The organism is Nocardioides sp. Z40_12 (assembly GCF_058215795.1).
The window spans coordinates 103737-128538 of record NZ_JBZAJA010000009.1; the positions used below are offsets into that span (position 1 = coordinate 103737).

Consider the following 24802-nt stretch of genomic DNA (forward strand, 5'->3'; position numbering starts at 1 on the left):
GGCGCCGACGAGCAGCCTCGCGCGTGGCGCTGCCGGAGGCGCGCGAGCGTGCCCGAGTCCTTCGTCAGGGTGTCGGTCACCCAGCTCCCGGCGTACGCTGCAGAAGACGACCAGAGGCAGGGGCCCGCCATGTGCACGAGCATCAGGTTCTCCGACGGAAGCGACCATCTCTATCTGGCCCGCAACCTCGACTGGACGGTCGGGTACGGCGAACGGGTGGTGGTGACGCCCACCGGCTACGACACCAGGTCGCCGTTCGGTGCGGTCCCTCGCATCCAGCACGCCGTCATCGGCATGGGCATCGTGGAGGAGGAGACCCCGCTCTACTTCGACTGCGGCAACGCCGCCGGTCTCGCCGTGGCGGGTCTCAACTTCCCCGGCTACGCGAGCTATGCACCGGAGCCGGTCGAGGGGGCGACGAACGTCGCCGCCTTCGAGTTCCCGCTCTGGGTGGCCTCGCAGTTCTCCAGCGTCGACGAGGTCGAGTCCGCGCTCCGCGACGTCGTGATCGTCGACAAGCCGATCAACGACAAGTTCCCGAGCTCGCTGCTGCACTGGATCATCGGCGACTCGACGCGCGCCATCGTGGTGGAGCACACGAGCGAGGGCATGCAGGTCTTCGACGACGACGTCGACGTCCTCGCCAACCAGCCGGGCTTCTCGTGGCACCACGAGAACCTGCGCAACTACCTCAACACCTCGCCCGACTTCCCGGAGGAGACGGTGCTCGGTCGCGCGCACCTGGGCCCCTTCGGCTCCGGATCGCACATGCGGGGGATCCCGGGGGACTACTACTCGCCGTCGCGTTTCGTGCGGGCGGCCTACGTCAACGCGCACTACCCGGAGCAGGGGAGCGAGGAGGAGAACGTCAGCCGGGCGTTCCACACGCTGCAGCAGGTCGCCATGGTGGACGGCAGCGCTGCCATGGGCGACGGCGGGTTCGAGAAGACCATCTACACCGGGCTCTACTCGGGGCGGACCGCGACGTACTACTGGAACACCTACGACGACCCGGCCATCCAGAGGGCCGCGATGGCCGACCACGAGCCCGACGGGGACAAGATCGTCGTCGTCTGACGGGTCCGAGAGTCCTCCTCAGAGCGCCGGCGAGCCGCGCACGCGGCCCTCGCCGCACCCTTCGCGAGGCAAGATCACGGTTGGATCACAGTCGAGCCGAGACAGATGCCACATATATCGTTATACGTTGCGCAGTCCTAGGTTGCGAGGTGGCGCGGATCACGCCGCGTCACGACTTCTCGGGAGTGCGCATGAAGAAGCAGATCAAGACCGCGATCACCGGCCTCCTCGCCGCAGTCACGTTGTCCGGCGGGCTGCTCGCCGTGGCGCCGGGCGCCCAGGCCGCGGACGTCGCCTGTCGCAGCTACAGCTCCTCGACGAGCACCTGTGTGAACTCACAGCTCGTGATCGCCGGCCAGAGCCACAGCGTCGACTGGTACCTGCCCCAGGGCGGCGCCACTGCACTGATGGTGCTCAACCACGGCTTCAGCCGCGGTTGTGGGAACCTGCGCGGCACCAGCAAGGCGATCGCCGAGAAGGGCGTCATGGTCCTGTGCGTCAACGGGGACATGAGTGCCGGCAACCCGGCGCTCGCCTCCGCCCTGGGCGACCTGATGACGCGGCGTGCCCTGACCCCGCCGGCCGGCCGGTCCCTGCCCCAGCGCTACATCGTCGGCGGCCACTCGGCGGGCGGCCACTTCGCCAGCGAGCTCGGCCGTCGCCTCGACGCCAACGGCTACCGGGACTTCGCCGGCGCGATCCTCTTCGACCCCGTCGCGGCCGGAGGCTTCACCGCGAACCTGCAGGCGATCTCCGACTCAGGTGCCCGTCCGGTCCTCGCGGTCACTGCGCGCCCGAGCCTCACCAATCTCTTCAACAACTCCCACGAGGCCTTGGCCGGTCTGGACAACCCCTTCGTCGGCATCCAGCTCGTGTGGAGTCGCTACACCCTGGGCGTGCCCACGGGCGGCAGCTGCCACATCGACGTCGAGGGAGAGAACAGCGACGCGATCGGCGTGATCGGCGCCGGCTGCTCGGCCAACGCCACGCAGACCGCCCGGCTGCGTGACTTCGGCTCGACGTGGGCCAAGGACCTGGCCACCGGGACGCGCACCGGGGCCTACTACTGCACCGATGCCAATGTCGTCTCCACGTGCGGCACCAAGGTCAGGTCCCTGGTCGACCTGTCCCTCCCGCTGGCCGCGCCGATCCGCTGAGGCGCGGACGACGCGGACGACGCGGACGACGAGCCGGTCTACCACCCTCAGCGTCCGGGGGTGGCAAGGTCCGGAGCCAACTCGTCGTCCTCGTCGTCCTCGTCGTCCTCGGGGCCCGACGACTTCGAGCGGTCGGGCTGGTGCCGGGGGCCCATCGGCGCGGGCGCCGGGGCGCCGGGTCGGTTGACCCACCTGTCGACCACGAGCAGGTTGAGGAGCAGCCCGACCACGCCCCAGATCGCGATCACCAGGAGGTCGCGGCCGACTCCGACGCCGTCGAGGTAGACCACCGACCTGACGATGTCGACCGCCGCCGGCAGCGGCAGCACGTCGGCGAGCGGCCGGAAGACCTCCGGCACCATCCAGATCGAGAGTCCGCCGCCGGACGCCGGGACGCCGGCCAGCATCACCACGACCATCACCGGGATCAGCCCGAAGAGGCCCGCCGCCCGGATCACCGAAGCGCTGGCCCAGGCGACGCAGAAGACGGTGAAGGCGCCGTAGCCGATCAGCTCGAACGCGTGACCGTTGACCGCGCCGATGACCACGTCGTACAGGAACCAGAACCAGAGCGCGATGCCCACCGACCAGCCGGCCACCAGGGGGAGCAGCTGGCGCGTCCGGGTGAGGTCGGGGGCGCCGCCGCGCATCACCGCGAAGAAGAGGAACCCCGCCATGATCCAGCCCATGCCGACGTACATGCTGTTGCTGCCGCCGATGTCGTCGCCGGTCAGCGGGGCGATGTCCTCGAGCGTGAGCTCGGCTCCCGAGCCCTCGGCGACCGAGCCGAACATCTGGCGCACGGCGGTCTGCTGGCTGGCGCCGGCCCCGCCGACAGTGATCAGGGTCGGGTCTCCGTCGGCACTGGTCGGGAGCACGTAGGCCGCGACGAGCTCCTGGCTGCGGAGGTCGTCGGTCGCCTCCTCGACGGACTCCACGACGCTGAGGTCGACGTACTGTCCCAGCTGCGGCTCCAGTGCCTCGACGAACCCCTCGGCCTGAGCGGCCTGGCCGACCACGGCGACCGGGAGGTCGCTGACGTCGGCCTCGTGCATCGAGAAGCTCATCAGGGTGACGACGGTGATGACGATGGTGAGCGGGAAGAGCGCGACCGCGGCGAGCCGGCGACGATAGGGAGCCACCGGGCCGCCGGCGAGGGCGGGCAACGGGGCGTCGGGGTCGGTGTACAGGGGGCCGCCGATGATCAGGTGCCCGGAGCGGCGCTCCTTGAGCACGGCCAGCACCAGGGCGATCAGCAGCCAGGCCGCCAGCACGCCCAGGTGTCCCCAGAACCCCTGGCCGTCGAAGTAGATGGCCGAGCGCAGGGCACCTCCGGCGGCGGGCAGTGGCAGCACGCCGTTGAGCCACTCGATGAAGCCGGGCATCGAGTGCACCGACAGAGCCAGGTTGGACGCCGGGACGCCGAAGACCACCCACAGCAGCATGCCCAGCAGCACGGCGAACGGCCCGAGCACCTTGGTGAAGAGGAGCTGGGCGGCGCCGACCGCGGCGACTGCGAGCGTGCCCACCCCGAGGAAGAGGGGGTAGTGGCCTTCGACTGCCCCGACCAGCGGGCCCAGGATCAGCCAGACCAGCGAGCTCGTGAGCGCACCCCAGCCGGCGAGCAGCGGCAGGAACCGGCGCACCCGCAGCAGGTTGGGGGTGCCCATCAGCATGCCGCTGAGAGGGACGTAGCCCGCCAGCATCATGCCCATTGCGGCGAAGAGCACCATGGTGCCGGTGCTGTCTCCCGGCGGCAGCGGCGCCAGGTCGACGGTCTCCACGTCCCAGCCCTGCGCCATGGCCGCGGGCGCCAACTGGGTGCCGAGCATGCTGGCCTGCGACGCTCCGGCGGCCATCGAGGTGTGCACGGTCGCGACCGGTCGCGACCCGGCCTTCGACCCCTTCTGGTCGACCGGCAGCTCGAGGGCGCCGGCGAGCTCGCCACCGCCGACGAGCGTCGTGACCTCGTCGAGGTCATCGATCAGCCGGACCTCCAGCGCGCCGTCCGAGCCGCTCTCGAGCTCGGCGGCGAACCGCTCCGCTGCTGCGCCCTGCCCGACCACGGCGACCGGGAGGTCGCGCGGCTGGGCCGCGTGCATGGTGCCCACGTAGGTCGCGTACATCATCGTGACGATCAGGAACGGCATCACGAAGAGGGCGACCATCCGCCCCTTGCGCTCGGTCGGGGTCTCGGGCGGGGGAGGGGGGTACTTCGTCGTGCTGGCGGTGGTCACGTGGCTCCTCGGTCGGACGGTCCGCGGTGGTCCGCCTCAGCGACGGCCGAGAAGCAGCGTAAGTCACATGGCTTATTAACGTGGTACTTCCGCTAGGGTCACCTGCGTCACGTACCGCCGGGGTTCGTGAGGGAGCACGTGAAGGAGGCGGCGAGGATGGCGCGTCCTGACGCCCGGGCGGCCCTGCTCGACGCCGCCGAGCGCCTCTTCGGCGAGCGCGGCATCCCCACCGTGTCGGACCGTCAGGTGGCCGAGGCTGCGGGCAACACCAACCACTCCGCCGTGCGCTACTACTTCGCGGGACGGGACGGCCTGTTGCTGGCGCTCGTCGCCCGGCACCGCGAAGGGCTGGCCCCGGAGAACGTGCGGCTCTTCCGGGAGTCGGACTCGCTGGTGGGCGACGTCCGGGCGCTGGTGATCCCGATGACGTCGACCTTCGCTGCGCTGCCGAGCCCCACCTGGCGGGCACGGTTCCTCGACCAGGCGCTGCACGATCCGCCCACCGCGGCACTGATCCGCAGGACCGGAGACTCCGAGTCGGTCTCGGCCGACATCGTCCGGTCGATCGTGACGCGGCTCGCCCACCTCGACCCCGTCATCGTCGAGGCCCGCGCGCGCCTGACCACCCACCTGATCAGCTCGTCGTGCGCCGAGATCGAGGGGAGTGCCGAGCGGACCGGCGTCCCGGCGCGTTGGCACGAGGCGGGCCGGTTCCTCTGCGACGCGATCGCTGGGATGCTTCAGGCCCCGATCACCGAGCCGTAGCCGACGGACGGCGCCTCAGGCCTCGCCCTGCTCGATGCTGAAGACACGGTCCAGCGCGGTCACCCTCAGCACCGCGAGCAGCTGCGGGCGGTGGCAGCGCAGCACGAAGCTGCCCTTGAGTGCGTGAGCGCGCCGGCGGGCGCTGATCAGCGCACCGAGGGCCGTGGAGTCCAGGAAGGTGGTGTGGTCGAGGTCGACCACGAGGTCCACCCGCCCCTGGAGCAGCAGCTCGCGGATGGTGTCGCGGAGGAATCGTTGCGTGGCCAGGTCCAGGTCGCCCTGCGGGACGACCACGGTACGGCCGCGCTCGTCCTCCCGGACCTCGACCGAGAACGGCTCCACGCGTGGGACTCCTCTTGACTCGGGCCGTCACCGTAGCCCGGAGTCCGCCGGTCTCGCAGGAGCGCCTCGCCGCTCGCGCGAAGAGATGCCCGGGCCCAGCGGGGGAGTACCCCCCTAGCCGGGCGCCTGTTCGGCAGGTGCTGTGCTTGGCGGGGGTGCGAGTGCCGAGGTGGTGTCAGTTGCGCTGCCCCGCCCCAGGTCGAGCATGGCGTCAGCACTTGCCGAAGCGGCGCCCGAAGGGCAGGCGCGCCGAGTGGGTCACGGTGCGCGCGTAGTCATGGTGCACGAGGATGCCCTTCACGGGGGCCGACTTGGGGTAGCGATGCGCAAGAGAGTACGAAACGTTCATCGTGAAGGAGCCGGTCACGTAAGGGACGCGGCGGGTGTCCCACGATCCGTCGCAGCGCTTGACCTTCACGATCAGCGTGGTGCCCTTGATGATCGTCTTGGCCCGCCACGAGGACCAGATGTAGGAGTCGTCGTCCACGGCCGCGTTGATGGGGCTGAGGAGTCGAAGTTCTCCGGGCACCCGTGCCTCATCGAGTGCGGCTACGCTCGCCGACCCGCCACCGAGAACAACTGCTGCGGCTGCGAGAGCGCTAGCCATGACGACCCTGGTGGCACAGTTCATCAGATCCACGAGATTCCCCCTGTACGAGTAGTCGACGAAGGCGTATCTCCACCGTTCATGGTGGGGAGTCCCTTGCAACAGTGCTGGCTTGAGATTCGACCGACACGCGATGCGGCGATCCGGCATGAACTGTGGCACAGACCCTCCGCCATGCCGAGGTATCCCTGACGCAGTGAGCCCGGCGTGGGAGATTCACCCGAGCAGCAACAGCATGTGCCGAACAGGGCCGTGCGGGGTGGGGCTGCCCCTGCGGGAAATCGGTGGTGGACCGGCGTGCTCCGCTGATGTACTGGCGCGCCACGAGGAGTCTGTCGCGTGACGGAGGTAGTGGTTGTGGGTGGCTACGACGAGCTTGCCGAGGTGTACGAGTGGCTCGTCTCGGATGCGAAGCTGTCTCCGGCCGAGTTCGCCGCGTCCTTCGACGACGTCCTCAGCCTCCTGCCGTCGGACGCGCACGTCCTCGACTGCTCGTGCGGCACCGGCCAGCTGGCGGTGGGTCTCGCCGGTCGTGGCATCCGGGTGGCCGCCACCGACGCGAGCGGGGCGATGGTGCGTCGGACGGCCGACCTGTCCGAGGAGCTCAGCGCACCTGTCCGGCCAGTGCGGGCGGACTGGCAGGAGCTGCCCGACCACTTCGACGACGCCAGCTTCGACATGGTGTTCTGCGTCGGCAACTCGTTGCACCATGCCGTGGGCGTGAGCGGCAGGGTCGCTGCCCTCGAGTCGATGTCACGCCTCCTGCGCCGCGGCGGTCGCTTGGTGCTCACCTCGCGCACCTGGGAGCTCGTGAGGGCCAGAGGCTCCCGGCTGGAGATCGGTGACCGACTCGTCCGCCGGGGCGGTCGTGACGGCCTCGTGGTCTACCGCTGGGAGATCGCGCCACGGTGGGAGGATGAGCACCACATCGAGATCGCGGTCGCGCAGGTCGACGCGGCCGGTTCGGTACTCGTGCGTTCTGAGCTGCTGTCGAGCTGGCCCTACCGGTACGACGAGCTCGTAGCCGAGCTGCACCGGGTCGGACTCCGGGTGGAGCGGAGCACGTTCGACCTCGAGGCGGAGAACTACATGGTGGTAGCGCGCAAGGGGTAGCCCCCTCCGCGGCCCCGCAACATGCTTAATGACATAATGTAGATTATCGGCGCTTAGATTCCATCGGGAGCGGGGTGCCGATCCTGGAGTCCGAGCCGGCAGTCGGCGACTCCGCGGCCCCTACTTGATGGCGATGGGATTGAGCATGGAGCCGACGCCATGGGTGATGACCAGGGGCGGCGCGACGAGCAGGAACTCGTAGGTGCCGTCGGCGGCACAGTCGGCTGCGAGCTCGTCGAGCTCCCACAGCTCACCGAGAGTGATGCCGAGGTCGACGAGGCCGGCTCGGTGCACCGGCAGCGGCCTGTCGCTCGGGTCCTCGTTCGGCATGACCTCGAGACCGACGGTGTCGGCCGCCACCGCGGCGATGTCGTGTCGACGCAGCCAGGCGATGCTCTCCTGCCCCAGTCCCGGCTCGCCACCCACGAGCCAGGCTTCCTTCTCTGCGGCCGTCTCGGCCCGCCACCACTTGGCGAGGTAACCAGTGCGCAGGAGCACGATGTCCCCCGTCCTCAGCTCCACCTGCTGGGCCGCGGCGACCTCGTCGAGCAGGTCGGGGCCGATCGCGAAACCGGCCTCGAGCCAGGTCACGTCAAGATGTCTTGCGACGTCCAGCAACACGCCACGCCCGACGAAGCTCTTCCGCTGGTGCTCGATGCCCAGGCGGCGGGCGCCCCCGTGCGCCGTGGTGTTTCCGCACCAGTAGCCGTTGTAGTGGGTGTCCTCGACGGCGACGTGCGCCAGCCCGTCCCACTGCGTCGAGCTCTGGGTGCACATGTCGAGGTTGTCGTCGTTCCAGGTGAAGCCGGGCGCCTGCTCGTTCCAGGGGGTGCCGGAGACGATGTCGGACCCCGACATCGAGAAGTAGTGCTTCGGGGTGGCTCGCCCGGGGAAGACCGGTGCTGCGGCGTCGATCGGGATCGCCAGGGAGAACACCTTGCCGCGACTCACCGAGGAAGCAGCCTGCTGGACGGCCGCCTCGGTGATGAGGTTCGCGGTCCCACGCTGGTCGTCGTCGCCCCAGCGACCCCAGTTGTTCACCGGTCCCGGCGTGTACCCCCCGCGGACCTTCCCATCGTCGTCCACCGAGTACGCGGGCGGTGTCCACGACTTCGCGTACGTGCCACTCTGCTGACGTCCCATGTCACTCCCCCATTCATCGCCGCTCGCCGGCGAATGTGTCCTGCGTCACAACCTACTAGCACGTCGATCCAGCCGGGCGTCGATGCTCATCAGCCAGCGCTTGCTGGGGCACACGGACGTGAGCGCCGGTCGTCATGGCTCGTCGCCTCGCGCCCGTGCCTGCCGCTGCGGACGGGACGGGCAGACTTGCGGGATGTTCCATCGACATCCCTTCCTCAGCCTCCTCAGCGGTGGCTACCTGGTCTTCGTCGCCTGGCTGACCCTGACGCCCCGACCGATCGGCGACCGTGAGACGAGACTGGTGCACCGGGTGCTCGACGCCCTGCACCGTCGCGGGGTCGCCGAGTCGCTGGACTACTCACGCGTCGAGTTCCTGGCCAACATCGCCCTCTTCGTGCCCATCGGGATGTTCCTGCTTCTCCTCTTCGGCGCCGGGGGCTGGTGGTTGGCAGCCATCGGCTCGCTCGTCCTCACGGCCTTCATCGAAACTGCCCAGCGGCAGATTCCTGGTCGTGTCCCGGACGAGCGCGACATCCTGGCCAACACGGCCGGCGGTCTGCTCGGCATCGCCCTGACGCTGGTGCTCGTGCTCCCTGCGACCCTGCGACGCCGACGACATCGACAAGCACGACGCCAGGCCCGGTACGACGCCCGCAGCCACTCGAGCCGGAGGTCGTGAGCGCTTCGTCCACGAATGACGCAACCGACGAGCATGTGGTGAAGTAGCAGGATGCGTCACACACCGTCCTTCCTGATGGCCGACCCGGACGAGGTCAAGCGGCTGATCAGGCAGCACCCCTGGGCGACCTTCGTGTCGCCGGTGAACGGCGAGCTCGTCGCCTCGCACTATCCCGTGATGCTGGACGAGGCGGCTTCCCAAGGTTCCGACATCACCATCGTGAGTCACTTCGGCAGGCCCGACGACGAGCTGCACGAGCTCGGCGAGCACCGGGTGCTCGTCATCATCCAGGGCCCGCACGACTACATCTCACCGAGCTGGTACCCGCCCGGCGAGGTGATCCCGACGTGGAACCACGTCACGGCCCACCTCTACGGCACGCCGCAGATCCTGTCGGACGCCGAGAACTACGCTGCGCTGCGCCAGCTCACCGAGCACTTCGAGCGCCACTACCCTCACGGTCGCAGCCTGGACGAGGACGAGGAGGGCACCCGGAGAGCCGCACGGGGCACCCGGGGCCTCAGGATGAAGGTCGTCCGGTTCGATGCCCGCGCCAAGCTGAGCCAGAACAAGCCCCCCGAGGTCGTCGCCGAGATCGTCGATCAGCTCGATGAGAGCAATCCCGCCCTCGCCGAGGAGATGCGCCGGCACCCTTGGTAGCCGGCCCGCCACGCGCGCGTGCGGATGTGGGCAGACCGGTCAGGCGGTGGGGCCGGTCTGCTCCGCGAGCCGGGCGAAGGTCTCCGCCTCGGTCGCGACCATCTCCCGGGTCCTGCGTCCGAGGAGCCGCTCCACCACCGGGCGCAGCGGGCCGGACCACTCGAGCACCAGCTCGAGCGTGGCGCCGTCGCCGTCGTCGCGTACCGAGTGCACCGCTCGGGTGCGGACGCCGGGGCTGGCCGAGACCCAGGTGAACGACGACCCCGGCTCCCACTGCGTGACCGTCCAGAGCGCCCGGGGCAACCCGGGCTGACGCACCTCGAACTTCGATCCCACGGCGACGGGCCCCTCGCCCAGGGCGCGCACCGAGTCGACGGTGGAGAGTCGCTCCCCCCAGCGCTCGATCTCGCTCGCGACCAGCCACAGGCGGTGGGCGGGCGCCGCGGATGCGGCCGAGACGCGGATCATTCCCCCATGATGCTCGTCGTGGCTCCGCGACACCAGGGCGAGACAGCAGAGGGCCGGGGTGCTCCCCTCGCTACCCTCCCCTCCATGACCCTGCGCACCTCCGCCCCCGTGGCCGCCTTCGTCCTGGCGCTCCTCGCCTCCGCCCCGTCCACCGCCGCAACGGTGCCCGACCAGGAGAGGGCCGAGGCTGCGTCCTCGTCCGCGGCCCGGGCGGCTGGGAAGTGCCTGAGCGGGGCGCTGAGCAAGAAGAAGGCCATCCGTTCCGGCAGCGGGGCCAAGCTCGGCACGGTCCAGGCGTTCGGGTCCCGCAACGGCGACGAGCTCGGTTTCTGCATCCGGATCACCCCCGTGCCCAGGCTGCGCACCAACTCGACCCTGGCCGGCCTGAAGTGGAAGGACTACGACGCCCAGGGGAATCTCGGCTCGAGCGGTGGGATCGGCGGTCCGGGCTACTGGCGCGACCCCTTCTTCCTGGAGGGGAACATCTACGAGATCGGCAGCATGGTGAAGGGCGTGGCCGAGATCAAGGTGGCCGGTGGCCCCTCGGGCAAGGTCAAGCTGAAGGCGACCCTGCGCTGAGGTCCCTGGGCTGAGGTCCCTGGGCTGAGGATCCCCGGTGGGCGGCGCCTCAGACCCCGACGTACGCGGCGAGATGCTGGCCCGTGAGGGTCTTGGGGTCGCCCACCAGGTCGGCCGGTGTGCCCTCGAAGACGATCCGGCCGCCGTCGTGTCCCGCCCCGGGTCCGAGGTCGATGATCCAGTCGGCGTGGGCCATCACGGCCTGGTGATGCTCGATGACGATCACCGACCTGCCCGAGTCCACCAGCCGGTCCAGCAGCCCCAACAGGTTCTCGACGTCGGCCAGGTGGAGTCCGGTGGTGGGTTCGTCGAGGACGTAGACGTCGCCCGTCTCGGCCATCTGGGTGGCGAGCTTGAGTCGCTGCCGCTCTCCCCCGGAGAGCGTGGTGAGGGGTTGTCCCAGCCTGACATAACCAAGGCCCACGTCCTGGAGCCGCTCCAGGATCCTGTGTGCGGCCGGCACCTTGGACTCCCCCGCGGCGAAGAACCCGAGCGCCTCGGAGACCGACATCGCCAGGACCTCGGCGATGTCGCGCCCGCCCAGCTTGTAGTCGAGGACAGCGGCCTGGAACCGCTTGCCGCCACACTCCTCGCAGGTGGTGGCGACGGTCTCCATCACGCCCAGCTCGGTGTAGATGACCCCCGCTCCCTTGCAGGTCGAGCAGGCCCCCTCGGAGTTCGCGCTGAAGAGCGCCGGCTTGACCCCGTTGGCCTTGGCGAAGGCCTTCCTGATCGGCTCCAGCAGCCCGGTGTAGGTGGCCGGGTTGCTCCGGCGCGACCCCTTGATCGCCCCTTGGTCGATCACCACCACCCCTTCGCGCGGTGCGACGGACCCCTGCACCAGTGAGCTCTTCCCCGACCCGGCCACGCCGGTCAGGACGCAGAGCACACCGAGCGGCACGTCGAGGTCGACGTCCTTCAGGTTGTGCGTCGAGGCGCCCCGGACCTCGAGTGCTCCGGTGCGCGGGCGCACGGTCGGCTTCAGCTGCGCCCGGTCGTCGAGGTGGTGACCCGTGACGGTGCCGCTCTCGCGCAGTCCCTCGACCGTGCCCTCGAAGCAGACGGTGCCGCCGTCGTCCCCCGCGCCGGGTCCGAGGTCGACCACGTGGTCGGCGATCGCGATCGTCTCCGGCTTGTGCTCGACGACCAGCACCGTGTTGCCCTTGTCCCGCAGCTGCAGCAGGAGCCGGTTCATCCTTTCGATGTCGTGCGGGTGCAGGCCGATGGTGGGCTCGTCGAAGACGTAGGTGACGTCGGTCAGCGGCGAGCCGAGGTGGCGGATCATCTTCGTGCGCTGGGACTCTCCCCCGGACAGGGTGCCGGCCGGCCGGTCCAACGAGAGGTAGCCGAGGCCGATGGCCACGAAGGAGTCGAGCAGGTGGCCCAACCCGTTGAGCAGCGGCGCCACGGACGGCTCGGCCAGCTCCTCCACCCACCGGGCGAGGTCGCTGATCTGCATCTGGCACAGGTCGGCGATGCTCTTGCCGCGGATGCGGGAGGAGCGAGCCTCCGGGCTCAGCCGCGTCCCCTCGCACTCCGGGCAGACCTGGAAGGTCACGGCTCGCTCGACGAAGCGGCGCACGTGCGGCTGCATCGCCTCGGGGTCCTTGGAGAGCATCGACTTCTGGATCTTGGGGATGATCCCCTCGAAGGTCAGGTTGACGCCGTCGACGCTGATCTTGGTCGGCTCCGCGTAGAGCATCGTGTCGAGCTGCTTGGCGGTGAAGGCATGGACAGGCTTGTCCATGGGGAGCCCGGCGCCCTCGAAGAGCCTGCCGTACCAGCCGTCCATCGAGTAGCCGGGGACGGTGAGCGCACCCTCGCTCAACGACTTGGAGTCGTCGTAGAGCGCGCTGCGGTCGATGTCGTTGACCTTGCCCATCCCCTCGCACCGGGGACACATCCCACCCAGGTAGACGGCGTCGCGCACCACCTTCTTCTCGACCCGGCCGCCCTTCTCGGTGGTCATCACCCCACCCGCGCGACGCGTCGGGATGTTGAAGGAGAACGCCGGCGGCGGACCGACGTAGGGGTCCCCGAGACGGCTGAAGAGGATGCGGAGCAGCGCGTTGGCGTCCGTCGCCGTGCCGACCGTGGAACGGGGATTGGCACCCATGCGCTCCTGGTCGACGATGATCGCGGTGGTCAGGCCCTCCAAGTGGTCGACGTCGGGCCTGGCCAGGGTCGGCATGAACCCCTGGACGAAGGCGCTGTACGTCTCATTGATCAGCCGTTGCGACTCCGCCGCGATGGTGGCGAAGACGAGCGAGCTCTTGCCGGAGCCGGAGACGCCGGTGAAGACGGTCAGGCGCCGCTTCGCGATCTCGAGGCTGACCTCGCGCAGGTTGTTCTCCCGCGCTCCGTGGACCCGGATCAGGTCGTGGGTGTCCGCCGGGTGCGGTCGGTCAGGCGTGCGAGGCTCGTCCATGCCAGGAAACTAGCGGAGCGCGGGCGAGCGGGCACGTTGGTCTGCCTCACGTGCGCCGCAGGGCGGCGATCGAGGCGCCGACCACCAGGAACACCCAGGTCGTGAGGATGTAGGGCCACGTGTAGTGCGGGAACGTGGTGAGGTCGTTCATGGCGAGCGTGACCACCGCGGTCACCGCGGTGCCCACGACGGCGTAGCACCAGGACGCCACACTGCTGTGGTGGAAGACGACCGCCAGCGCGATCGCCGTCAGTACACCGGCGTACCCGGCCAGCCCTTCCTCGATGGTGCTTGCGCTCTCCCCCAGCGCCAGCGCGCAGGCACTCCCGACCACGCTCCCCATCACGGCGGCCAGGCCGACCTGCCAGGAGGCGATGAAGAGCCCGAGCAGGATCAGTGCCCCGCCCCACACGCTGTTGACCAGCACCACCTCGGAGACGTTCGTCAGCACCGAGCGCAGCAGCGCGTCACCCGTCCCGTCGGTCACGTGCTTCGTCGAGGAGGTCACATGCACGGAGGTGGACGCCGCGTAGAGGATCGAGGCGACGGTGCAGAACGGCGCGGTGGTCGAGGGCAGGTTGAACGCCTTGAGCGCCGGGGTCGCCAGCAGCCACCCGAACAGGGCGGTGGCGGGGGCACAGAGCAGCGCTCCCACCACCGTCAGCACGTAGGACCACGCCTGTCCCCCGCACGCGGCGAAGACTGCCGCGCCGACCAGGCAGCCGTTGAACCCCTGCATCCCGAGGGCGACGTTGTCGGTGGAGACCCGCAGGGCGCACCCGGCGAGCGTCGACAGCACGGTGCCGATCGCGGCCAGCAGCGCCATCTGCCAGTCGGCGACGGCGAACGCCGCCAAGATGAGCAGGCCCGTCCACGGGTTGGCCTGGAAGAAGATCTGCGAGATGCCGTGGCACAGCGAGCGCCAGGTCACGGCGTGCAGGCTGGATGCTACGTCGGTGGAGGCGTTGATCCCTGACATGGCTTCTCCTAGGTGTGGTGCGAGGCGCCCGTGGCCGCCGGCTCAGGACTTGCGGATGGCCGGAGCCTCGGTCCCGGTGAGCCGCAGGCGCAGTGCCCGCCAGGCGGCGGTGTTGGCCCGGGCCACCGACATCGAGTCGTCCCCCACGATCCGGGCCCAGACCCCGGCCCGGTCCGGCAGCTCGCTGACGCCCAGGTGGAGCCGGGCGCCGTACGCCGGCACGACGGCGTCGTGAAGGAGCTCGAGGAGCTCGGCCGCCGGGACGGTCAGGGTGAAGCAGTAGAGCATCGACAGCACGTCGTGGTCGCCCAGGACCGCCGCCCCGCCGGTCGATCCGCCCTCGGGGGTGAGCCGGACCCGGTCGAGGGCGACCACCCGGCCGTGCGGGCGGTGCACCTCGAAGTCGGCGGCCAGCACGGTGTACTGGTGCCGCTCCCCCCGGCCCAGCCTGCCGGCGATGACCGTCTCCCCGGCCAGGAGGGTGGCCGACTCCGCGAGGCGCACCCGGGTGCGCTGGTAGAGCCGGGCACCGGCGAAGGCGATCATCGGGTCCGGGAGGTACTCGACGTAGGCGCCCGGCTCGATGTCGAGGTTGACCTGCGCCACCGCGTAGTCGTGCTCCATCTTGAGCACCTTGGTGTAGGCCGAGGTGGTCATGTGGGCCGACGACCCGGGGCCGAAGGCCAGGTCGGTGCGCAGCCTGTCCCCCTGGAGGATGCCCGCGCCGGTCGACATCAGGTAGGTGTAGGGCATGTCGGGCCGGAGCTGGTCGTAGTAGAGCGGGTGCATGATCTGCAGGGGCGCCTTCTGGTAGTGCCCCACCAGCTGGGTCTGCTCGCCGCACCGGGCGTACGCCAGCTGGAGCAGCCCGATCTTGCCGGGACTGCCGGTCGGCAGGGTGTCGGGCACCCCACGGTGGCGGGCGACGACACCCGGAACCCGCTCCGGCTCGTAGTGCAAGGGCTGGAGCCTGGGGCCGCCGTAGCCGACGGCGGGGTCGCGCACCGGCATCCGGCTCATCTCGGGGCTCTCACGTGACCAGGGCCCCGGTACGGCGGTGCCAGCAGGCCATGATCTGGTCCTGGAGCTCGTCCACACCCACTCCGGTCAGCGAGTTGGTGAGCACCACCGGCTTGTCGTTGCGCACCCGGTGGGCGTCGGACTCCATCACCGCCAGGTCGGTGCGCACGTACTGGGCGATGTCGATCTTGTTGATGACCAGGATGTCGGAGTCGGTGATGCCCGGCCCGCGCTTGCGCGGCATCTTCTCGCCCTCGGAGGTGTCGAGCACGAAGACGAAGACGTCGGCCAGCACCGGCGAGAAGGTCAAGGTGAGGTTGTCTCCCCCCGACTCGTAGATCAGCGTGTCGACCGCGGGGAACCGCTCCACCATCTCGGCCCCCGCCGCCAGGTTCATGGTGGGGTCGTCTCGGACCGCGGTGTGCGGGCAGGCGCCGGTCTCCACCCCGACCACCCGGTCGGGGTCGAGGATCCCGGCCAGCTCCCGGCGCACGTGCTGCGCGTCCTCCTGGGTGTAGATGTCGTTGGTGATCACGGCCGGCTGTCGGCCCGCTGCGATCAGCCTGGGGACCAGGGCCTCGGTGAGCGCGGTCTTGCCGGACCCCACCGGGCCCCCGATCCCGATCCTCAAGATGTTCTCGGTCATGCCAACCTCTCGTCGTTGTCGTCGTTGTCGTCGGTGTCTTGTTCTCTGGTGCCGGTCGGTGCCAGAGAGGTGTCTCAGCTCGCGAAGAGCCGTGCCTCCGCGCGCTCGTGCTGCGCCGACATCACGTCGGACATCGGGACGAAGCCCCCCATGTCGGCCAGGGGGCGCGTCACCGCCTCCTCCGCGGCGCGGGCGATGTCGGACGCCACGGCGTGCAGCACCACCTGCATGTGCCGGTGGTCGGTGAGCCGGAGCCGCAGTGCCGCCCCCAGGAAGCTCACGGCGAACGCCGACATGTCCGACAGCGCCGCCTGGCGGGCGTCGACCCCGGCGGCCAGGTAGGCCACCGCCGAGGCCACGGGCTGGCACCCCGGGGTCTCCTTGGTGCCGACCAGGCGGGCCCACTCCTCCAGCTCCGGCCCCCCGAAGGCCTCCTGGGTGAGGCTGGTGAGCTGGTGGCCGCTCCGGACCGACGCCTTGCGCATCTCGGTGTTGAGCTTGGCGGCGTGCAGCATCTGGTCGACGAGGACCACCCGGTCCCAGTCGCCCTCGCGCGCCGCGTCGTGGGCACGGGCCAGCGCGGTGGCGTCACCCGGCCCCACCGAGTGCAGCAGGAGGCCCCGGAGGAGGTCCTCCACGCCCTCGCGCTCCACCAGCTCGGCCTGGCTGAACCCCTCCAACCCGTGCGACATGGTGTAGAAGCCGCTCGGGAAGGCGGAGTCGGAGAGCTGGAGACTGGCCAGGAGACTGGTGCTCGCCGTCCGGGTCTCGTCAGCCACCTCGATCACCGGGCTCACGCCAGGTAGAAGAGCTGGTTCATGGGCAGGCTCTGGGCCGGCTCGATTTGGGCCGGTTGACCGTCGAAGGTGACCCGGTAGGTCTCGGGGTCCACCTCGATGACGGGAGTCCGGTCGTTGCGCACCATGTGGTCCTTGCCGATGGTGCGGCAGCGCTTGACCGGCAGCACCTGGCTCTCCAGGCCGAGCTGCTGGGGGACGCCGTTGTCCACCCCGGCCTGCGACATGAAGGTCACCCTCGTGCTCTGCAGCGCCTTGCCGTACATCCCGAACATCGGCCGGTAGTAGACCGGCTGAGGCGTGGGCAGCGAGGAGTTGGGGTCCCCCATCAGGGCCCAGTTGATGAGCCCTCCCTTGATCACCATCTTCGGCTTCACCGCGAAGGAGTCGACCCGCCACAGCACGATGTCGGCGATCTTGCCGTCCTCCAGCGAGCCGACGTAGTCGGAGATGCCCTGGGTGATGGCGGGGTTGATCGTGACCTTGGCCAGGTAGCGCAGCACCCGGAAGTTGTCGTTGGCCTCGGCGTCCTCCGGCAGCTTGCCCCGCTTGTCCTTGTTGTGGTGCGCGGTCTGGAAGGCGCGGGTCACGCTCTCCCCGATGCGGCCCATCGCCTGGGAGTCCGAGGAGAACATGGACAGCACGCCCTCGTCGTGCAGCACCGTCTCGGCCGAGATCGTCTCCGCGCGGACCCGGGAGTCGGCGAACGCGACGTCCTCGGGGATGTCGTGGGAGAGGTGGTGACAGACCATCACCATGTCGAGCAGCTCGTCGATCGAGTTGACCGTGTAGGGCAGCGTCGGGTTGGTGGAGGACGGCAGCACGTTGGAGTGGCTGGCGGCCCTGAGGATGTCCGGCGCGTGCCCGCCCCCGGCGCCCTCGGTGTGGTACGTGTGGATGGTCCGGCCGTTGATCGCGGACATGGTGTCCTCCACGAACCCCGCCTCGTTGAGGCTGTCGGTGTGGACCGAGACCTGGACGTCGTACTGGTCGGCCACCGTGAGGGCGTTGCTGAGCGCCGCCGGCGTGGTCCCCCAGTCCTCGTGGACCTTCAACGAGGAGGCACCCGCCTCGATCTGCTCCACCAGGGCCGTCGGCAGGGACCCGTTGCCCTTGCCGTGGAAGCCCATGTTGACGGGCACCTGCTCGGCTGCCTCGAGCATCCGGTGGATGTGCCACGCGCCCGGCGTGGTGGTCACCCCGTTGGTGGCGTCGGTGGGGCCGGTACCACCGCCGAAGAGGGTCGTGATGCCGTTGGAGAGCGCGTGGATGGCCTGCTGCGGCGAGATGTAGTGGACGTGGGTGTCGATGGCCCCGGCCGTCGCGATCAGGTGCTCCCCCGCGATCACCTCGGTGACCGCACCCACCACCAGGCGCGGGTCGACGTTCTTCTGCAGGTGCGGGTTGCCGGACTTGCCGATCCCGACGATCCTGCCGTCCTTGACGCCGATGTCGCCCTTGACCACGCCCAGGATCGGATCCAGGACGACCACGTTGGTGATGACGAGGTCGAGGCCGCCGCGGGCGCTCGTGGTCTCCGGGTCCGCCGCCATGCCGTCCCGGGCGGTCTTGCCGCCGCCGTAGACGACCTCGTCCCCGTAGCTCCCCTCGCTGTAGTCCATCTCGACCTCGATGACGAGGTTGGAGTCGGCGAGGGTGAGTCGGTCCCCGGTGGTGGGGCCGTAGAGGTCGGTGTACTCCTTGCGCGAGATGATGGCCATCAGTTCTTGCCCTTCTTGGTCTTGGCGGATCCCTTGGCGGATCCCTTGGCGGATGAACTGGCCGACGACTTGGCCGACGACTTGGCCGACGACTTGCGGGACGCCGCGGCGGGCTTCCCGTTCTGGAATCCCCGTTCGGCCATCCGGACCATCGCCGCCTCCCGGGTGTGGCTGGCGTCGAGGCCGCCGTCGACGAGGCTGTTGAAGCCGATGACCCGCCGCGACCCCGCGTAGGCGGTGAGCCTCACCTCGCGGGTGTCACCCGGCTCGAAGCGGACCCCCGTGCCGGCGGGGATGTCCAGGTGCATGCCGTAGGCGAGCTCACGCTCGAACAGCAGGGCGCGGTTGGTCTCGAAGAAGTGGAAGTGGGAGCCGACCTGGATCCCCCGGTCACCGGTGTTGGTGACGTTGAGGGTGACGGTGGGCCGGCCGGCGTTGATCTCGATGTCGTCGCCGGTGTGGTGGTACTTCGGGCTGCCTAGCATCGCTGCGCCTCCAAGCTCTCGGATGGGTTTCTCATCTGCTGTGCGGGGGGCGACGGGGCGCTGTGTGCGTGCCCGTGCCCGTGGCCGTGCTCTGCGTCGTGACCCTCGGTCCCGTGGGAGTGGGCGTAGCCGTGCCCGTGGTCGGCCAGCAGCCCCGCCTCGATGCCGTCGTGGCCGTGGTCGAGCAGGTGCAGGGCCACCGCCACCCGCTGACGCACCACCTGGGTGGCCGCCGCGAGCGAGAGCAGGGGGCCGTGGAAGGTGACGCCGTCCGGCAGGCCACCGGCCTCGCCGGCCGGGGCGCACGACCGGGCGAACCCGGCCGGCACGACCTCCACCTGCGCCGTCCCGAGCCGCCGGCAACGGTCCACGGCCTGCTCGAGGTCGGCAGCGTCACGCACGCAGGCGACCTCGACCCCGGCGCCCGCCCCGTGGGTGCGGACGAGGTGGCCCAGCCGGTGCAGCTCGGCGTCGTCGAAGGGGTTGCTGGCCTGAGCCGTGACGAGCACCCCCGCCTCGGGACTGCGCGCCCCGGTCTCCAGGACGGCCCGGCGCAGGTGGGCCACGAGGTGGTCGGCGGTCCCGAAGCCGTCGCAGAGAGCCACCCGGCCGGCCGCGGGCCCGGTGGCCAGCCAGCCGAGCGTCTTGGCGGTGTCGGCCACCATGCCCGGGTCCCGGCCCCAGGTCATCGGCAGCACCAGGACCTCGCCGTCCCCGGCGTCGAGCAGGCGCGCAACCTCGCCGTGCAGCGGCCAGCCCGGCGGGGAGACGACCGTGCCGGGTCTCGCCTCGGCGAGCGACGGCACGATCGAGTCGCCCGCCGCCTCGTGCCCGGTGACCAGCACCAGGGCGGGGGTCGGAGCGCTCGCTCGCATGCTCACGCGGCCACGGGATCGTGGCAGGACACGAGCTTGCTGCCGTCGACGAAGGTCGCCTCGACCTGCAGCAGGGCCAGTCGCTGCCTGACGCCGTCCATGCAGTCGGCCTCGGAGACCACGTGCTTGCCGAGCTCCATGCACTCGGCGACGGACTTGCCGTCCCGGGCCGCCTCGAGGATCGCCTCGCAGATCAGCGCCTGCGCCTCGCTGAGGTTGAGCTTGGTGCCCCGGTCACGGCGACGACGGGCGATCTCGGCGACCTGGTAGATGTAGAGCTTGTCGATTTCCTTGGGAGTCAGATCCATGGGAGCGCAGACCTTTCGAGAAGAGCGAATACCTCCTGCGCGTCCCGCGGACCGGTCGCGCAGTGCACGTCGGCCACCCTGACGCAGTGCTGCCCGGCCGCTCGTGCGGCTGGTGCCGGCACTGCGTGACAGCGTCGTCGTGCCTTCCGCTCTCAGGTCTACAGAAGTTCATTCCGGGCCAGAAGGGCCGGAGTCCTCCCTGCGGGCTGGGACCTTCGGCAGGTGGACCCGGGCACATGGGACCTGTTGGCGCCGTGACGGCGCCCATAAGTTCCAGACATGGCCGCCGACCCAGACGCTGTCCCCGGTGGGACGCACGAGCCGGGGCGACCGCCCGACCACGGGCCGCCCGACCATGCACCGCCCGGCGTGACGAAGCGACCCGACTACCTGCACGCGGCCTCCATCGGCCTGGTGGTGCTCGGCGCCTTCTTCGGGGTCGCCCTGCGCGAGGGGTTCTCGCTCATGATCTCCGAGGTCGACCGGGTGCCGGTGGTGATCCCGGTGGTCAACGTCGTGGGCGCCTTCGTCCTCGGTCTGCTCTACGCCGGTCTGAGCCGCGCCGCACCCCCCAAGCCGCTGGTGGGCCGGCTGAAGCTGCTGGTGGGGACGGGGTTCTGCGGGGGCCTGACCACCTTCAGCTCCCTGGCCACCGACACCGCCGTGCTCCTCGACGACTCCCGGATCGGTGTGGGGGCGCTCTACGCGCTCGGCACCCTGGTCCTCGGCGCCTGCGCGACGCTCCTCGGGATCCTCACCGCCTCCCTGGTGGAGGGTCCGGCGGAGGGTCCGGCAGCCGAGAGGGGCTCGTCGTGACCCCGGGCCTCTTCGCGCTGCTCGTCCTGGCCGGCGGGGTCGGCGCGGGCGTGCGGTTCGTCGTCGACGGCGCCATCCGCTCCCGGCTGACGAGCCGGTTCCCCTGGCCCACCGCGCTGATCAACATGTCCGGCTCCCTGGTGCTGGGCCTGCTCACCGGCCTGGTGGCGGGCGGCCTCGCGTCGACCGAGGCCAGCGCCGTGCTCGGCACCGGCTTCCTGGGCGGCTACACCACGTTCAGCACCGCCAGCTACGAGACCGTCCAGCTCGTGCAGCGCAGGGCCTACGGGACGGCACTCACCTACGGCGTGGGGGTGCTGGTCGTCAGCGTCGCCCTGGCTCTCCTGGGATACCGGCTGGGCGCCTCCTACTGAGCAGATGAGGGCATCCGGGGAGGGCGCCCGCGACGGCAGAAGGAGTGGTGGGTGTGGACACGCTGTGGCTTGGGCTGGGAATCGTGGTCCTCGGGGCCACGCTCGTCGACGTCTTCCTCACTGCACTGAACTACGACGAGGCCGGCTTCATCGCCGGCCGCGTCTCGTCGGCGCAGTGGCACGTGCTGCGCCGCGTGACCCGCCGGCTGCCGCGGCGCTGGCGGTCCCTGGGGCTGCGGCAGGTCACGGGGCTCCAGCTGGTGGCGGTCGTCGTGGTCTGGCTGTTCGGCGTCATCACCGGCTACGGCCTGATCTATCGCGGCAAGATGTCGGAGTCGGCCTTCTCCGTCAGCGGCACCGGCTCGAGCCTCGACCTCTTCGACGCGATGTACTTCAGCGCGGCGCAGCTGTCCACGGTCGGGGGCTCGGCCCTCACCGCGGAGACCGACCTACTGCGCTTCCTCAGCATCGTGGAGACCCTGACGGGGGTCGTGCTGGTCTCCCTCGTCCTGACCTTCCTGCTCGGGGTCTACGACGTGATCGGCAGCCTCCACGTGCTGTGCCGGCAGTTCTCCAGCGTCGAGCGCGGGGCAGGGTCGCCCGTGGCCAGCCTCGCGCCCTACTTCAAGGACGGACAGCCCCAGGGTCTCGACGACCACCTCGACGCCGTCACCGACGCCTTCACCTCCTACATCGACGGCCTGCGGCTGCACCACGCGGCCTACTACTTCCAGAGCGGGCGCGACCAGTTCGCCCTGCCCTACGCACTCGGGATGGTCGGCGGGACCCTCAGCGTGCTGCGCTGGGGCCTGCCGACTGGGCACCCTGCCGCCTCGGGGCCCGCCCTGTCGGCGCTCACCTTCCACTTCCTCGAGTTCGGGGACTACCTGCAGACCAAGCTGGGCTGGACCGACACCCACCTCCCCGAGGTGGTCTCCCGCGACGCCTTCCTGGCCCACCTCACCGTCGGCCAGGTCCCGGAGCCGCACGACCCGTGGGTCGCCCGGTTCCTCGAGCTCGAGCACGCCCTGCGTCCCCTGGTCGAGGCGGACCCGCTGGCCGACCTCGACGACGCTTACGCCCGCTACTCGGCATGGCTGCCCTTCGCCTACCGGGCGCGCCAGATCCTCCTCGCGGTGAGCCAGGACCTCGACTACCAGCCGGTGATCCTCACCCAGCGGCCCGTCTCGGTGCTCGTCTCGCGCGACGTGGCGGTGCTGGCCAACGTCGAGGAGGTCCCGGGTGCCACGCCCTGGGCGGTGCGCGCGACGGGCCGCGGCCCCCTCCCGTGGTACCGGAGGTGGTGGGGCCGGCTCGTCGACCTCGGCGCTCGGGTGGACCCCGGCCACGTGCGTCGGCGTACGGCGTCCAGGGCGCTGCTGGCGGCCGCGGCCGCGTTCGCCACCGTCCACCTCCTCTACGACGCACTCGGCGAGTCGGCCGTGCCCCCGGCCGTCTTCGGCGGGTTCGTGGCGATGCTGAGCACCGGCATCGACGTCGACAAGACGTTGCGGGGCCGGAAGGCCACCTCCCTGTTGGTGGTGGTGCCCCTCTGCCTGGTGCTGCTGGTCGGCGCCCTGGTGTCCGAGGCTCCGCTCGGCGGCGGCCTGCTGCTCGTGGTCGTCGCCTTCGCCGCGATGGCGGCGGGCAGCCTCGGCAGCCGGTGGGCGGCGGTGGGGCGGATCACGTTCATGGCCTACTACTTCTTGCTCATCCTCCAGCTCGACCTCGACGACGTGGTCTGGTTCTCCGGGGCGGCCGTGGCCGGGGTCGTGTGGGCCTACCTGTTCGTCTACGTGCTGGTGCCCGACCGCCCCCGGGAGGTGCTGCGCGACGGGATTGACGCCTACGGGGGCGAGATGGTCTCACTGGTCGACACCCTGGTCGATGCCGTCTCCTCGGCCCGCTGGGACCCGGCGATGCGACGGCGTGCCGCCCACGACGTGCAACGGCTGCACCGGGGTGCCGCCCTGCTCGCCGGCCTGCTCACCGGAGAGGCCGACGCCACGGGGGTCGACGAAGGCCACGGCGCCAGGCTCCGCCTGCGGGTCTTCGACGCCGAGCTCGCCTCGGTCAACCTCCAGCAGGCCGCCCGGGAGGTCACCGGCACGACCCTCTCCCTGCAGATGCGGGCCAGGCTCGGTGGCCGCCTGGAGCTGTTGGCCGCCCACCTGCGCAGCAGCCTGGCGTCCCGGGCGTCGGAGGAGGGCGCCAAGACGGCCCCGCCCGCTCCGCTGCCCTGGGACCAGGACCCGGTGTCGGGGCACTGGCCGCCCGTGGCCCGGCGCCTGCACCGCGCCATCGACGAGTTCAACCGGGCCTTCACCGTCCTGGCGGGATGGGAGTCAGCGACTTCCGCGCCGCGCCCGTTGGAGCCCTCCGACGTCGTCGACCCCGACGAGGACGAGGAGGCGGCCGCGCTGAGCGCCCTCTCGCCGGCCGCGTCGGTCCCGGAGCCCTCCTCCGCCACCGAGCGGGTCGCACCCCCGATGCGCCGCGCGGTCCAGGCCGCGGTCGCCACGGGGGCGTCGCTGGTGCTCGCGGAGGCCGTCTACGACACCCACCAGTACTGGGCGTCCCTGGCCGCGTTCCAGGTCCTGGGCGGCACCGACGGGGAGACGTTCGTCAAGGGGCTGCAGCGCATCACGGGCACGGTGGCCGGGGCCGCGGTGGGCTTCGGGGTCGCCATCGGGACCGGGGCACCCACCTGGCTGATGGTCGCCGTGCTGGCCGTGGCCGTCTTCGGGTCGGTCTACTCCCGTCCCGTCTCCTCCGGCTACACCGCCTTCTGGACGACCCTGATCTTCGCCGGGATGTACGAGTTCCTCGGCCGACTGAGCCCCCTCGCCCTGGAGATACGGATCATCGAGACGCTCCTCGGCGCCGCGATCGCGCTGTTCGTCGCCTGGCGGGTCCTGCCCACGCACACGCGGCGCAAGCTCAACCGGGACGTCTCCACCCTGGTCGGCGACCTCCAGGTGCTGGTGGCCGGCAGCCTGGAGCGGCTCGCGGGGAGCCGGACGATCTCCCCCGGGGCGCTCCAGCACCGGCTCCTGGTCGTCGACCAGCACGTCCGGGCGATCAACTCCACGGCCGCGCCGTTGCGGGGCTCCGGGGGCTCCCTGGAGACGGGGGGCGTCGAGGCACAGCTCACGGCCGTGTGGTCGCTGGCCCATGCCACGCGTCGCCTGGTGCGCGCCGCCACCGAGGTGGTCACCGACGAGGTCGATGCCTCAGGCCCGGACTGGGAGGGGATGCGCCGGGTCCTCGACCAGAACCTGGGGGCGCTCAACGCCGTGCTGGCCGACCGGGTGCCGGGCGTGGTGCTGATGGCCCTGCCCGAGCCGGAGGACGCCGAGGGCGTCTACCCGCCGGAGGTCCAGGAGGTGGTGAGCCTGCTCGAGCACATCAACCAGACGGCGGTCACGCTGCTCGGCGACATCTCCCCCGACCTGTTCGAGGGGGACCGCCCCTCCCCCGCCGCCGCCGCGGCGCACGAGGCCTGACGGGCGGAGCCGGCCGGGTG

24 protein-coding genes are annotated in these 24802 nt (G+C 70.6%); 10 read left to right on the forward strand and 14 right to left on the reverse strand.

Annotation, left to right across the window (positions count from 1 at the left end; translation table 11 throughout):
- Nucleotides 1-129: 129 nt before the first annotated feature.
- The gene (gene bsh / locus AC4BG9_RS16455) at nt 130-1077 is read left to right on the forward strand and encodes a choloylglycine hydrolase (protein WP_490572199.1); all 948 of its coding nucleotides are present in this window, start codon (nt 130-132) and stop codon (nt 1075-1077) included.
- Between the two features lie 191 nt (nt 1078-1268).
- Nucleotides 1269-2234 carry an alpha/beta hydrolase gene (locus AC4BG9_RS16460; RefSeq protein ID WP_490572200.1) on the forward strand — a complete coding sequence of 322 codons (966 nt, stop codon included), beginning with the start codon at nt 1269-1271 and terminating at the stop codon, nt 2232-2234.
- A 47-nt stretch (nt 2235-2281) separates the two neighbouring features.
- Here the strand turns inward: AC4BG9_RS16460 and AC4BG9_RS16465 are convergent, their stop codons facing one another.
- Entirely contained in the window at nt 2282-4471 is a 2190-nt protein-coding gene (locus tag AC4BG9_RS16465; RefSeq protein ID WP_490572201.1) for a hypothetical protein, read from the reverse strand.
- Nucleotides 4472-4627: 156 nt separating this feature from the next.
- Between AC4BG9_RS16465 and AC4BG9_RS16470 the strand changes: the two genes are divergently transcribed.
- Nucleotides 4628-5236 carry a TetR/AcrR family transcriptional regulator gene (locus AC4BG9_RS16470; protein ID WP_490572202.1) on the forward strand — a complete coding sequence of 203 codons (609 nt, stop codon included), beginning with the start codon at nt 4628-4630 and terminating at the stop codon, nt 5234-5236.
- 15 nt (nt 5237-5251) lie between these two features.
- Here the strand turns inward: AC4BG9_RS16470 and AC4BG9_RS16475 are convergent, their stop codons facing one another.
- Both AC4BG9_RS16475 and AC4BG9_RS16480 read right to left on the reverse strand, forming a co-directional pair.
- Complete coding sequence (locus AC4BG9_RS16475; protein ID WP_490572203.1) at nt 5252-5578, reverse strand: STAS domain-containing protein; 327 nt, start codon at nt 5576-5578, stop codon at nt 5252-5254.
- 211 nt (nt 5579-5789) lie between these two features.
- A complete protein-coding gene (locus AC4BG9_RS16480; RefSeq protein WP_490572204.1) occupies nt 5790-6218 on the reverse strand; it encodes a hypothetical protein in 429 nt (142 codons plus the stop codon).
- Between the two features lie 306 nt (nt 6219-6524).
- Between AC4BG9_RS16480 and AC4BG9_RS16485 the strand changes: the two genes are divergently transcribed.
- The gene (locus AC4BG9_RS16485; RefSeq protein ID WP_490572205.1) at nt 6525-7298 is read left to right on the forward strand and encodes a class I SAM-dependent methyltransferase; all 774 of its coding nucleotides are present in this window, start codon (nt 6525-6527) and stop codon (nt 7296-7298) included.
- 120 nt (nt 7299-7418) lie between these two features.
- Here AC4BG9_RS16485 and AC4BG9_RS16490 read toward each other — a convergent pair whose 3' ends face one another.
- A complete protein-coding gene (locus AC4BG9_RS16490; protein ID WP_490572206.1) occupies nt 7419-8339 on the reverse strand; it encodes a cyclase family protein in 921 nt (306 codons plus the stop codon).
- A 295-nt stretch (nt 8340-8634) separates the two neighbouring features.
- Here AC4BG9_RS16490 and AC4BG9_RS16495 point away from each other — a divergent pair, with 295 nt between their 5' ends.
- Nucleotides 8635-9120, forward strand: a complete 486-nt coding sequence (locus tag AC4BG9_RS16495) for a VanZ family protein (RefSeq protein ID WP_490572207.1) — start codon at nt 8635-8637, stop codon at nt 9118-9120.
- Nucleotides 9121-9171: 51 nt separating this feature from the next.
- Nucleotides 9172-9780 carry an FMN-binding negative transcriptional regulator gene (locus AC4BG9_RS16500; protein ID WP_490572208.1) on the forward strand — a complete coding sequence of 203 codons (609 nt, stop codon included), beginning with the start codon at nt 9172-9174 and terminating at the stop codon, nt 9778-9780.
- Between the two features lie 39 nt (nt 9781-9819).
- Here AC4BG9_RS16500 and AC4BG9_RS16505 read toward each other — a convergent pair whose 3' ends face one another.
- The gene (locus AC4BG9_RS16505; RefSeq protein WP_490572209.1) at nt 9820-10248 is read right to left on the reverse strand and encodes an SRPBCC family protein; all 429 of its coding nucleotides are present in this window, start codon (nt 10246-10248) and stop codon (nt 9820-9822) included.
- Between the two features lie 84 nt (nt 10249-10332).
- Here AC4BG9_RS16505 and AC4BG9_RS16510 point away from each other — a divergent pair, with 84 nt between their 5' ends.
- Nucleotides 10333-10827, forward strand: a complete 495-nt coding sequence (locus AC4BG9_RS16510) for a hypothetical protein (protein ID WP_490572210.1) — start codon at nt 10333-10335, stop codon at nt 10825-10827.
- 49 nt (nt 10828-10876) lie between these two features.
- Here AC4BG9_RS16510 and AC4BG9_RS16515 read toward each other — a convergent pair whose 3' ends face one another.
- The 9 genes from AC4BG9_RS16515 to AC4BG9_RS16555 form a co-directional block, all read right to left on the reverse strand.
- On the reverse strand, nt 10877-13255 hold the full coding sequence (locus tag AC4BG9_RS16515; protein ID WP_490572211.1) for an ATP-binding cassette domain-containing protein: 2379 nt from the start codon (nt 13253-13255) through the stop codon (nt 10877-10879).
- Nucleotides 13256-13301: 46 nt separating this feature from the next.
- Nucleotides 13302-14234, reverse strand: coding sequence for an urea transporter (locus AC4BG9_RS16520; RefSeq protein ID WP_490572212.1), 933 nt, complete (start codon nt 14232-14234; stop codon nt 13302-13304).
- A gap of 42 nt (nt 14235-14276) precedes the next feature.
- Nucleotides 14277-15254 carry an urease accessory protein UreD gene (locus AC4BG9_RS16525; protein WP_490572213.1) on the reverse strand — a complete coding sequence of 326 codons (978 nt, stop codon included), beginning with the start codon at nt 15252-15254 and terminating at the stop codon, nt 14277-14279.
- Between the two features lie 10 nt (nt 15255-15264).
- Complete coding sequence (gene ureG, locus AC4BG9_RS16530) at nt 15265-15900, reverse strand: urease accessory protein UreG (RefSeq protein ID WP_490572214.1); 636 nt, start codon at nt 15898-15900, stop codon at nt 15265-15267.
- Between the two features lie 74 nt (nt 15901-15974).
- Entirely contained in the window at nt 15975-16697 is a 723-nt protein-coding gene (locus AC4BG9_RS16535) for an urease accessory protein UreF (protein ID WP_490572215.1), read from the reverse strand.
- Nucleotides 16694-18418, reverse strand: coding sequence for an urease subunit alpha (gene ureC / locus AC4BG9_RS16540; RefSeq protein WP_490572216.1), 1725 nt, complete (start codon nt 18416-18418; stop codon nt 16694-16696). Before ureC ends, AC4BG9_RS16535 begins: the two co-directional genes overlap by 4 nt.
- Entirely contained in the window at nt 18418-18903 is a 486-nt protein-coding gene (locus tag AC4BG9_RS16545) for an urease subunit beta (protein WP_490572217.1), read from the reverse strand. The genes ureC and AC4BG9_RS16545 overlap by 1 nt, the downstream gene beginning before the upstream one ends.
- A complete protein-coding gene (locus tag AC4BG9_RS16550) occupies nt 18897-19784 on the reverse strand; it encodes a sirohydrochlorin chelatase (protein WP_490572218.1) in 888 nt (295 codons plus the stop codon). The genes AC4BG9_RS16545 and AC4BG9_RS16550 overlap by 7 nt, the downstream gene beginning before the upstream one ends.
- The gene (locus tag AC4BG9_RS16555) at nt 19781-20086 is read right to left on the reverse strand and encodes an urease subunit gamma (protein ID WP_490572219.1); all 306 of its coding nucleotides are present in this window, start codon (nt 20084-20086) and stop codon (nt 19781-19783) included. The genes AC4BG9_RS16550 and AC4BG9_RS16555 overlap by 4 nt, the downstream gene beginning before the upstream one ends.
- Before the next feature lie 369 nt (nt 20087-20455).
- Here AC4BG9_RS16555 and AC4BG9_RS16560 point away from each other — a divergent pair, with 369 nt between their 5' ends.
- Genes AC4BG9_RS16560 through AC4BG9_RS16570 form a run of 3 tightly spaced genes read left to right on the forward strand, consistent with a single transcriptional unit; the run spans nt 20456 to nt 24782 of the window.
- Nucleotides 20456-20902, forward strand: coding sequence for a fluoride efflux transporter FluC (locus tag AC4BG9_RS16560; RefSeq protein ID WP_490572220.1), 447 nt, complete (start codon nt 20456-20458; stop codon nt 20900-20902).
- The gene (locus tag AC4BG9_RS16565; protein WP_490572221.1) at nt 20899-21276 is read left to right on the forward strand and encodes a fluoride efflux transporter FluC; all 378 of its coding nucleotides are present in this window, start codon (nt 20899-20901) and stop codon (nt 21274-21276) included. The genes AC4BG9_RS16560 and AC4BG9_RS16565 overlap by 4 nt, the downstream gene beginning before the upstream one ends.
- Nucleotides 21277-21329: 53 nt before the next feature.
- Nucleotides 21330-24782, forward strand: a complete 3453-nt coding sequence (locus tag AC4BG9_RS16570; protein ID WP_490572222.1) for an FUSC family protein — start codon at nt 21330-21332, stop codon at nt 24780-24782.
- The last annotated feature ends 20 nt before the right edge of the window (nt 24783-24802 follow it).

What these genes read in the sequence shown, in the direction of transcription:
- AC4BG9_RS16495 (WP_490572207.1), top strand. Translation starts at nt 8,635, where the DNA reads ATGTTCCATCGACATCCCTTCCTCAGCCTCCTCAGCGGTGGCTACCTG.
- bsh (WP_490572199.1), top strand. Translation starts at nt 130, where the DNA reads ATGTGCACGAGCATCAGGTTCTCCGACGGAAGCGACCATCTCTATCTG.
- AC4BG9_RS16515 (WP_490572211.1), bottom strand. Translation starts at nt 13,255, where the DNA reads ATGGACGAGCCTCGCACGCCTGACCGACCGCACCCGGCGGACACCCAC.
- AC4BG9_RS16525 (WP_490572213.1), bottom strand. Translation starts at nt 15,254, where the DNA reads ATGAGCCGGATGCCGGTGCGCGACCCCGCCGTCGGCTACGGCGGCCCC.
- AC4BG9_RS16555 (WP_490572219.1), bottom strand. Translation starts at nt 20,086, where the DNA reads ATGGATCTGACTCCCAAGGAAATCGACAAGCTCTACATCTACCAGGTC.
- ureC (WP_490572216.1), bottom strand. Translation starts at nt 18,418, where the DNA reads ATGGCCATCATCTCGCGCAAGGAGTACACCGACCTCTACGGCCCCACC.
- AC4BG9_RS16505 (WP_490572209.1), bottom strand. Translation starts at nt 10,248, where the DNA reads ATGATCCGCGTCTCGGCCGCATCCGCGGCGCCCGCCCACCGCCTGTGG.
- AC4BG9_RS16545 (WP_490572217.1), bottom strand. Translation starts at nt 18,903, where the DNA reads ATGCTAGGCAGCCCGAAGTACCACCACACCGGCGACGACATCGAGATC.
- AC4BG9_RS16500 (WP_490572208.1), top strand. Translation starts at nt 9,172, where the DNA reads ATGCGTCACACACCGTCCTTCCTGATGGCCGACCCGGACGAGGTCAAG.
- ureG (WP_490572214.1), bottom strand. Translation starts at nt 15,900, where the DNA reads ATGACCGAGAACATCTTGAGGATCGGGATCGGGGGCCCGGTGGGGTCC.
- AC4BG9_RS16460 (WP_490572200.1), top strand. Translation starts at nt 1,269, where the DNA reads ATGAAGAAGCAGATCAAGACCGCGATCACCGGCCTCCTCGCCGCAGTC.
- AC4BG9_RS16520 (WP_490572212.1), bottom strand. Translation starts at nt 14,234, where the DNA reads ATGTCAGGGATCAACGCCTCCACCGACGTAGCATCCAGCCTGCACGCC.
- AC4BG9_RS16510 (WP_490572210.1), top strand. Translation starts at nt 10,333, where the DNA reads ATGACCCTGCGCACCTCCGCCCCCGTGGCCGCCTTCGTCCTGGCGCTC.
- AC4BG9_RS16470 (WP_490572202.1), top strand. Translation starts at nt 4,628, where the DNA reads ATGGCGCGTCCTGACGCCCGGGCGGCCCTGCTCGACGCCGCCGAGCGC.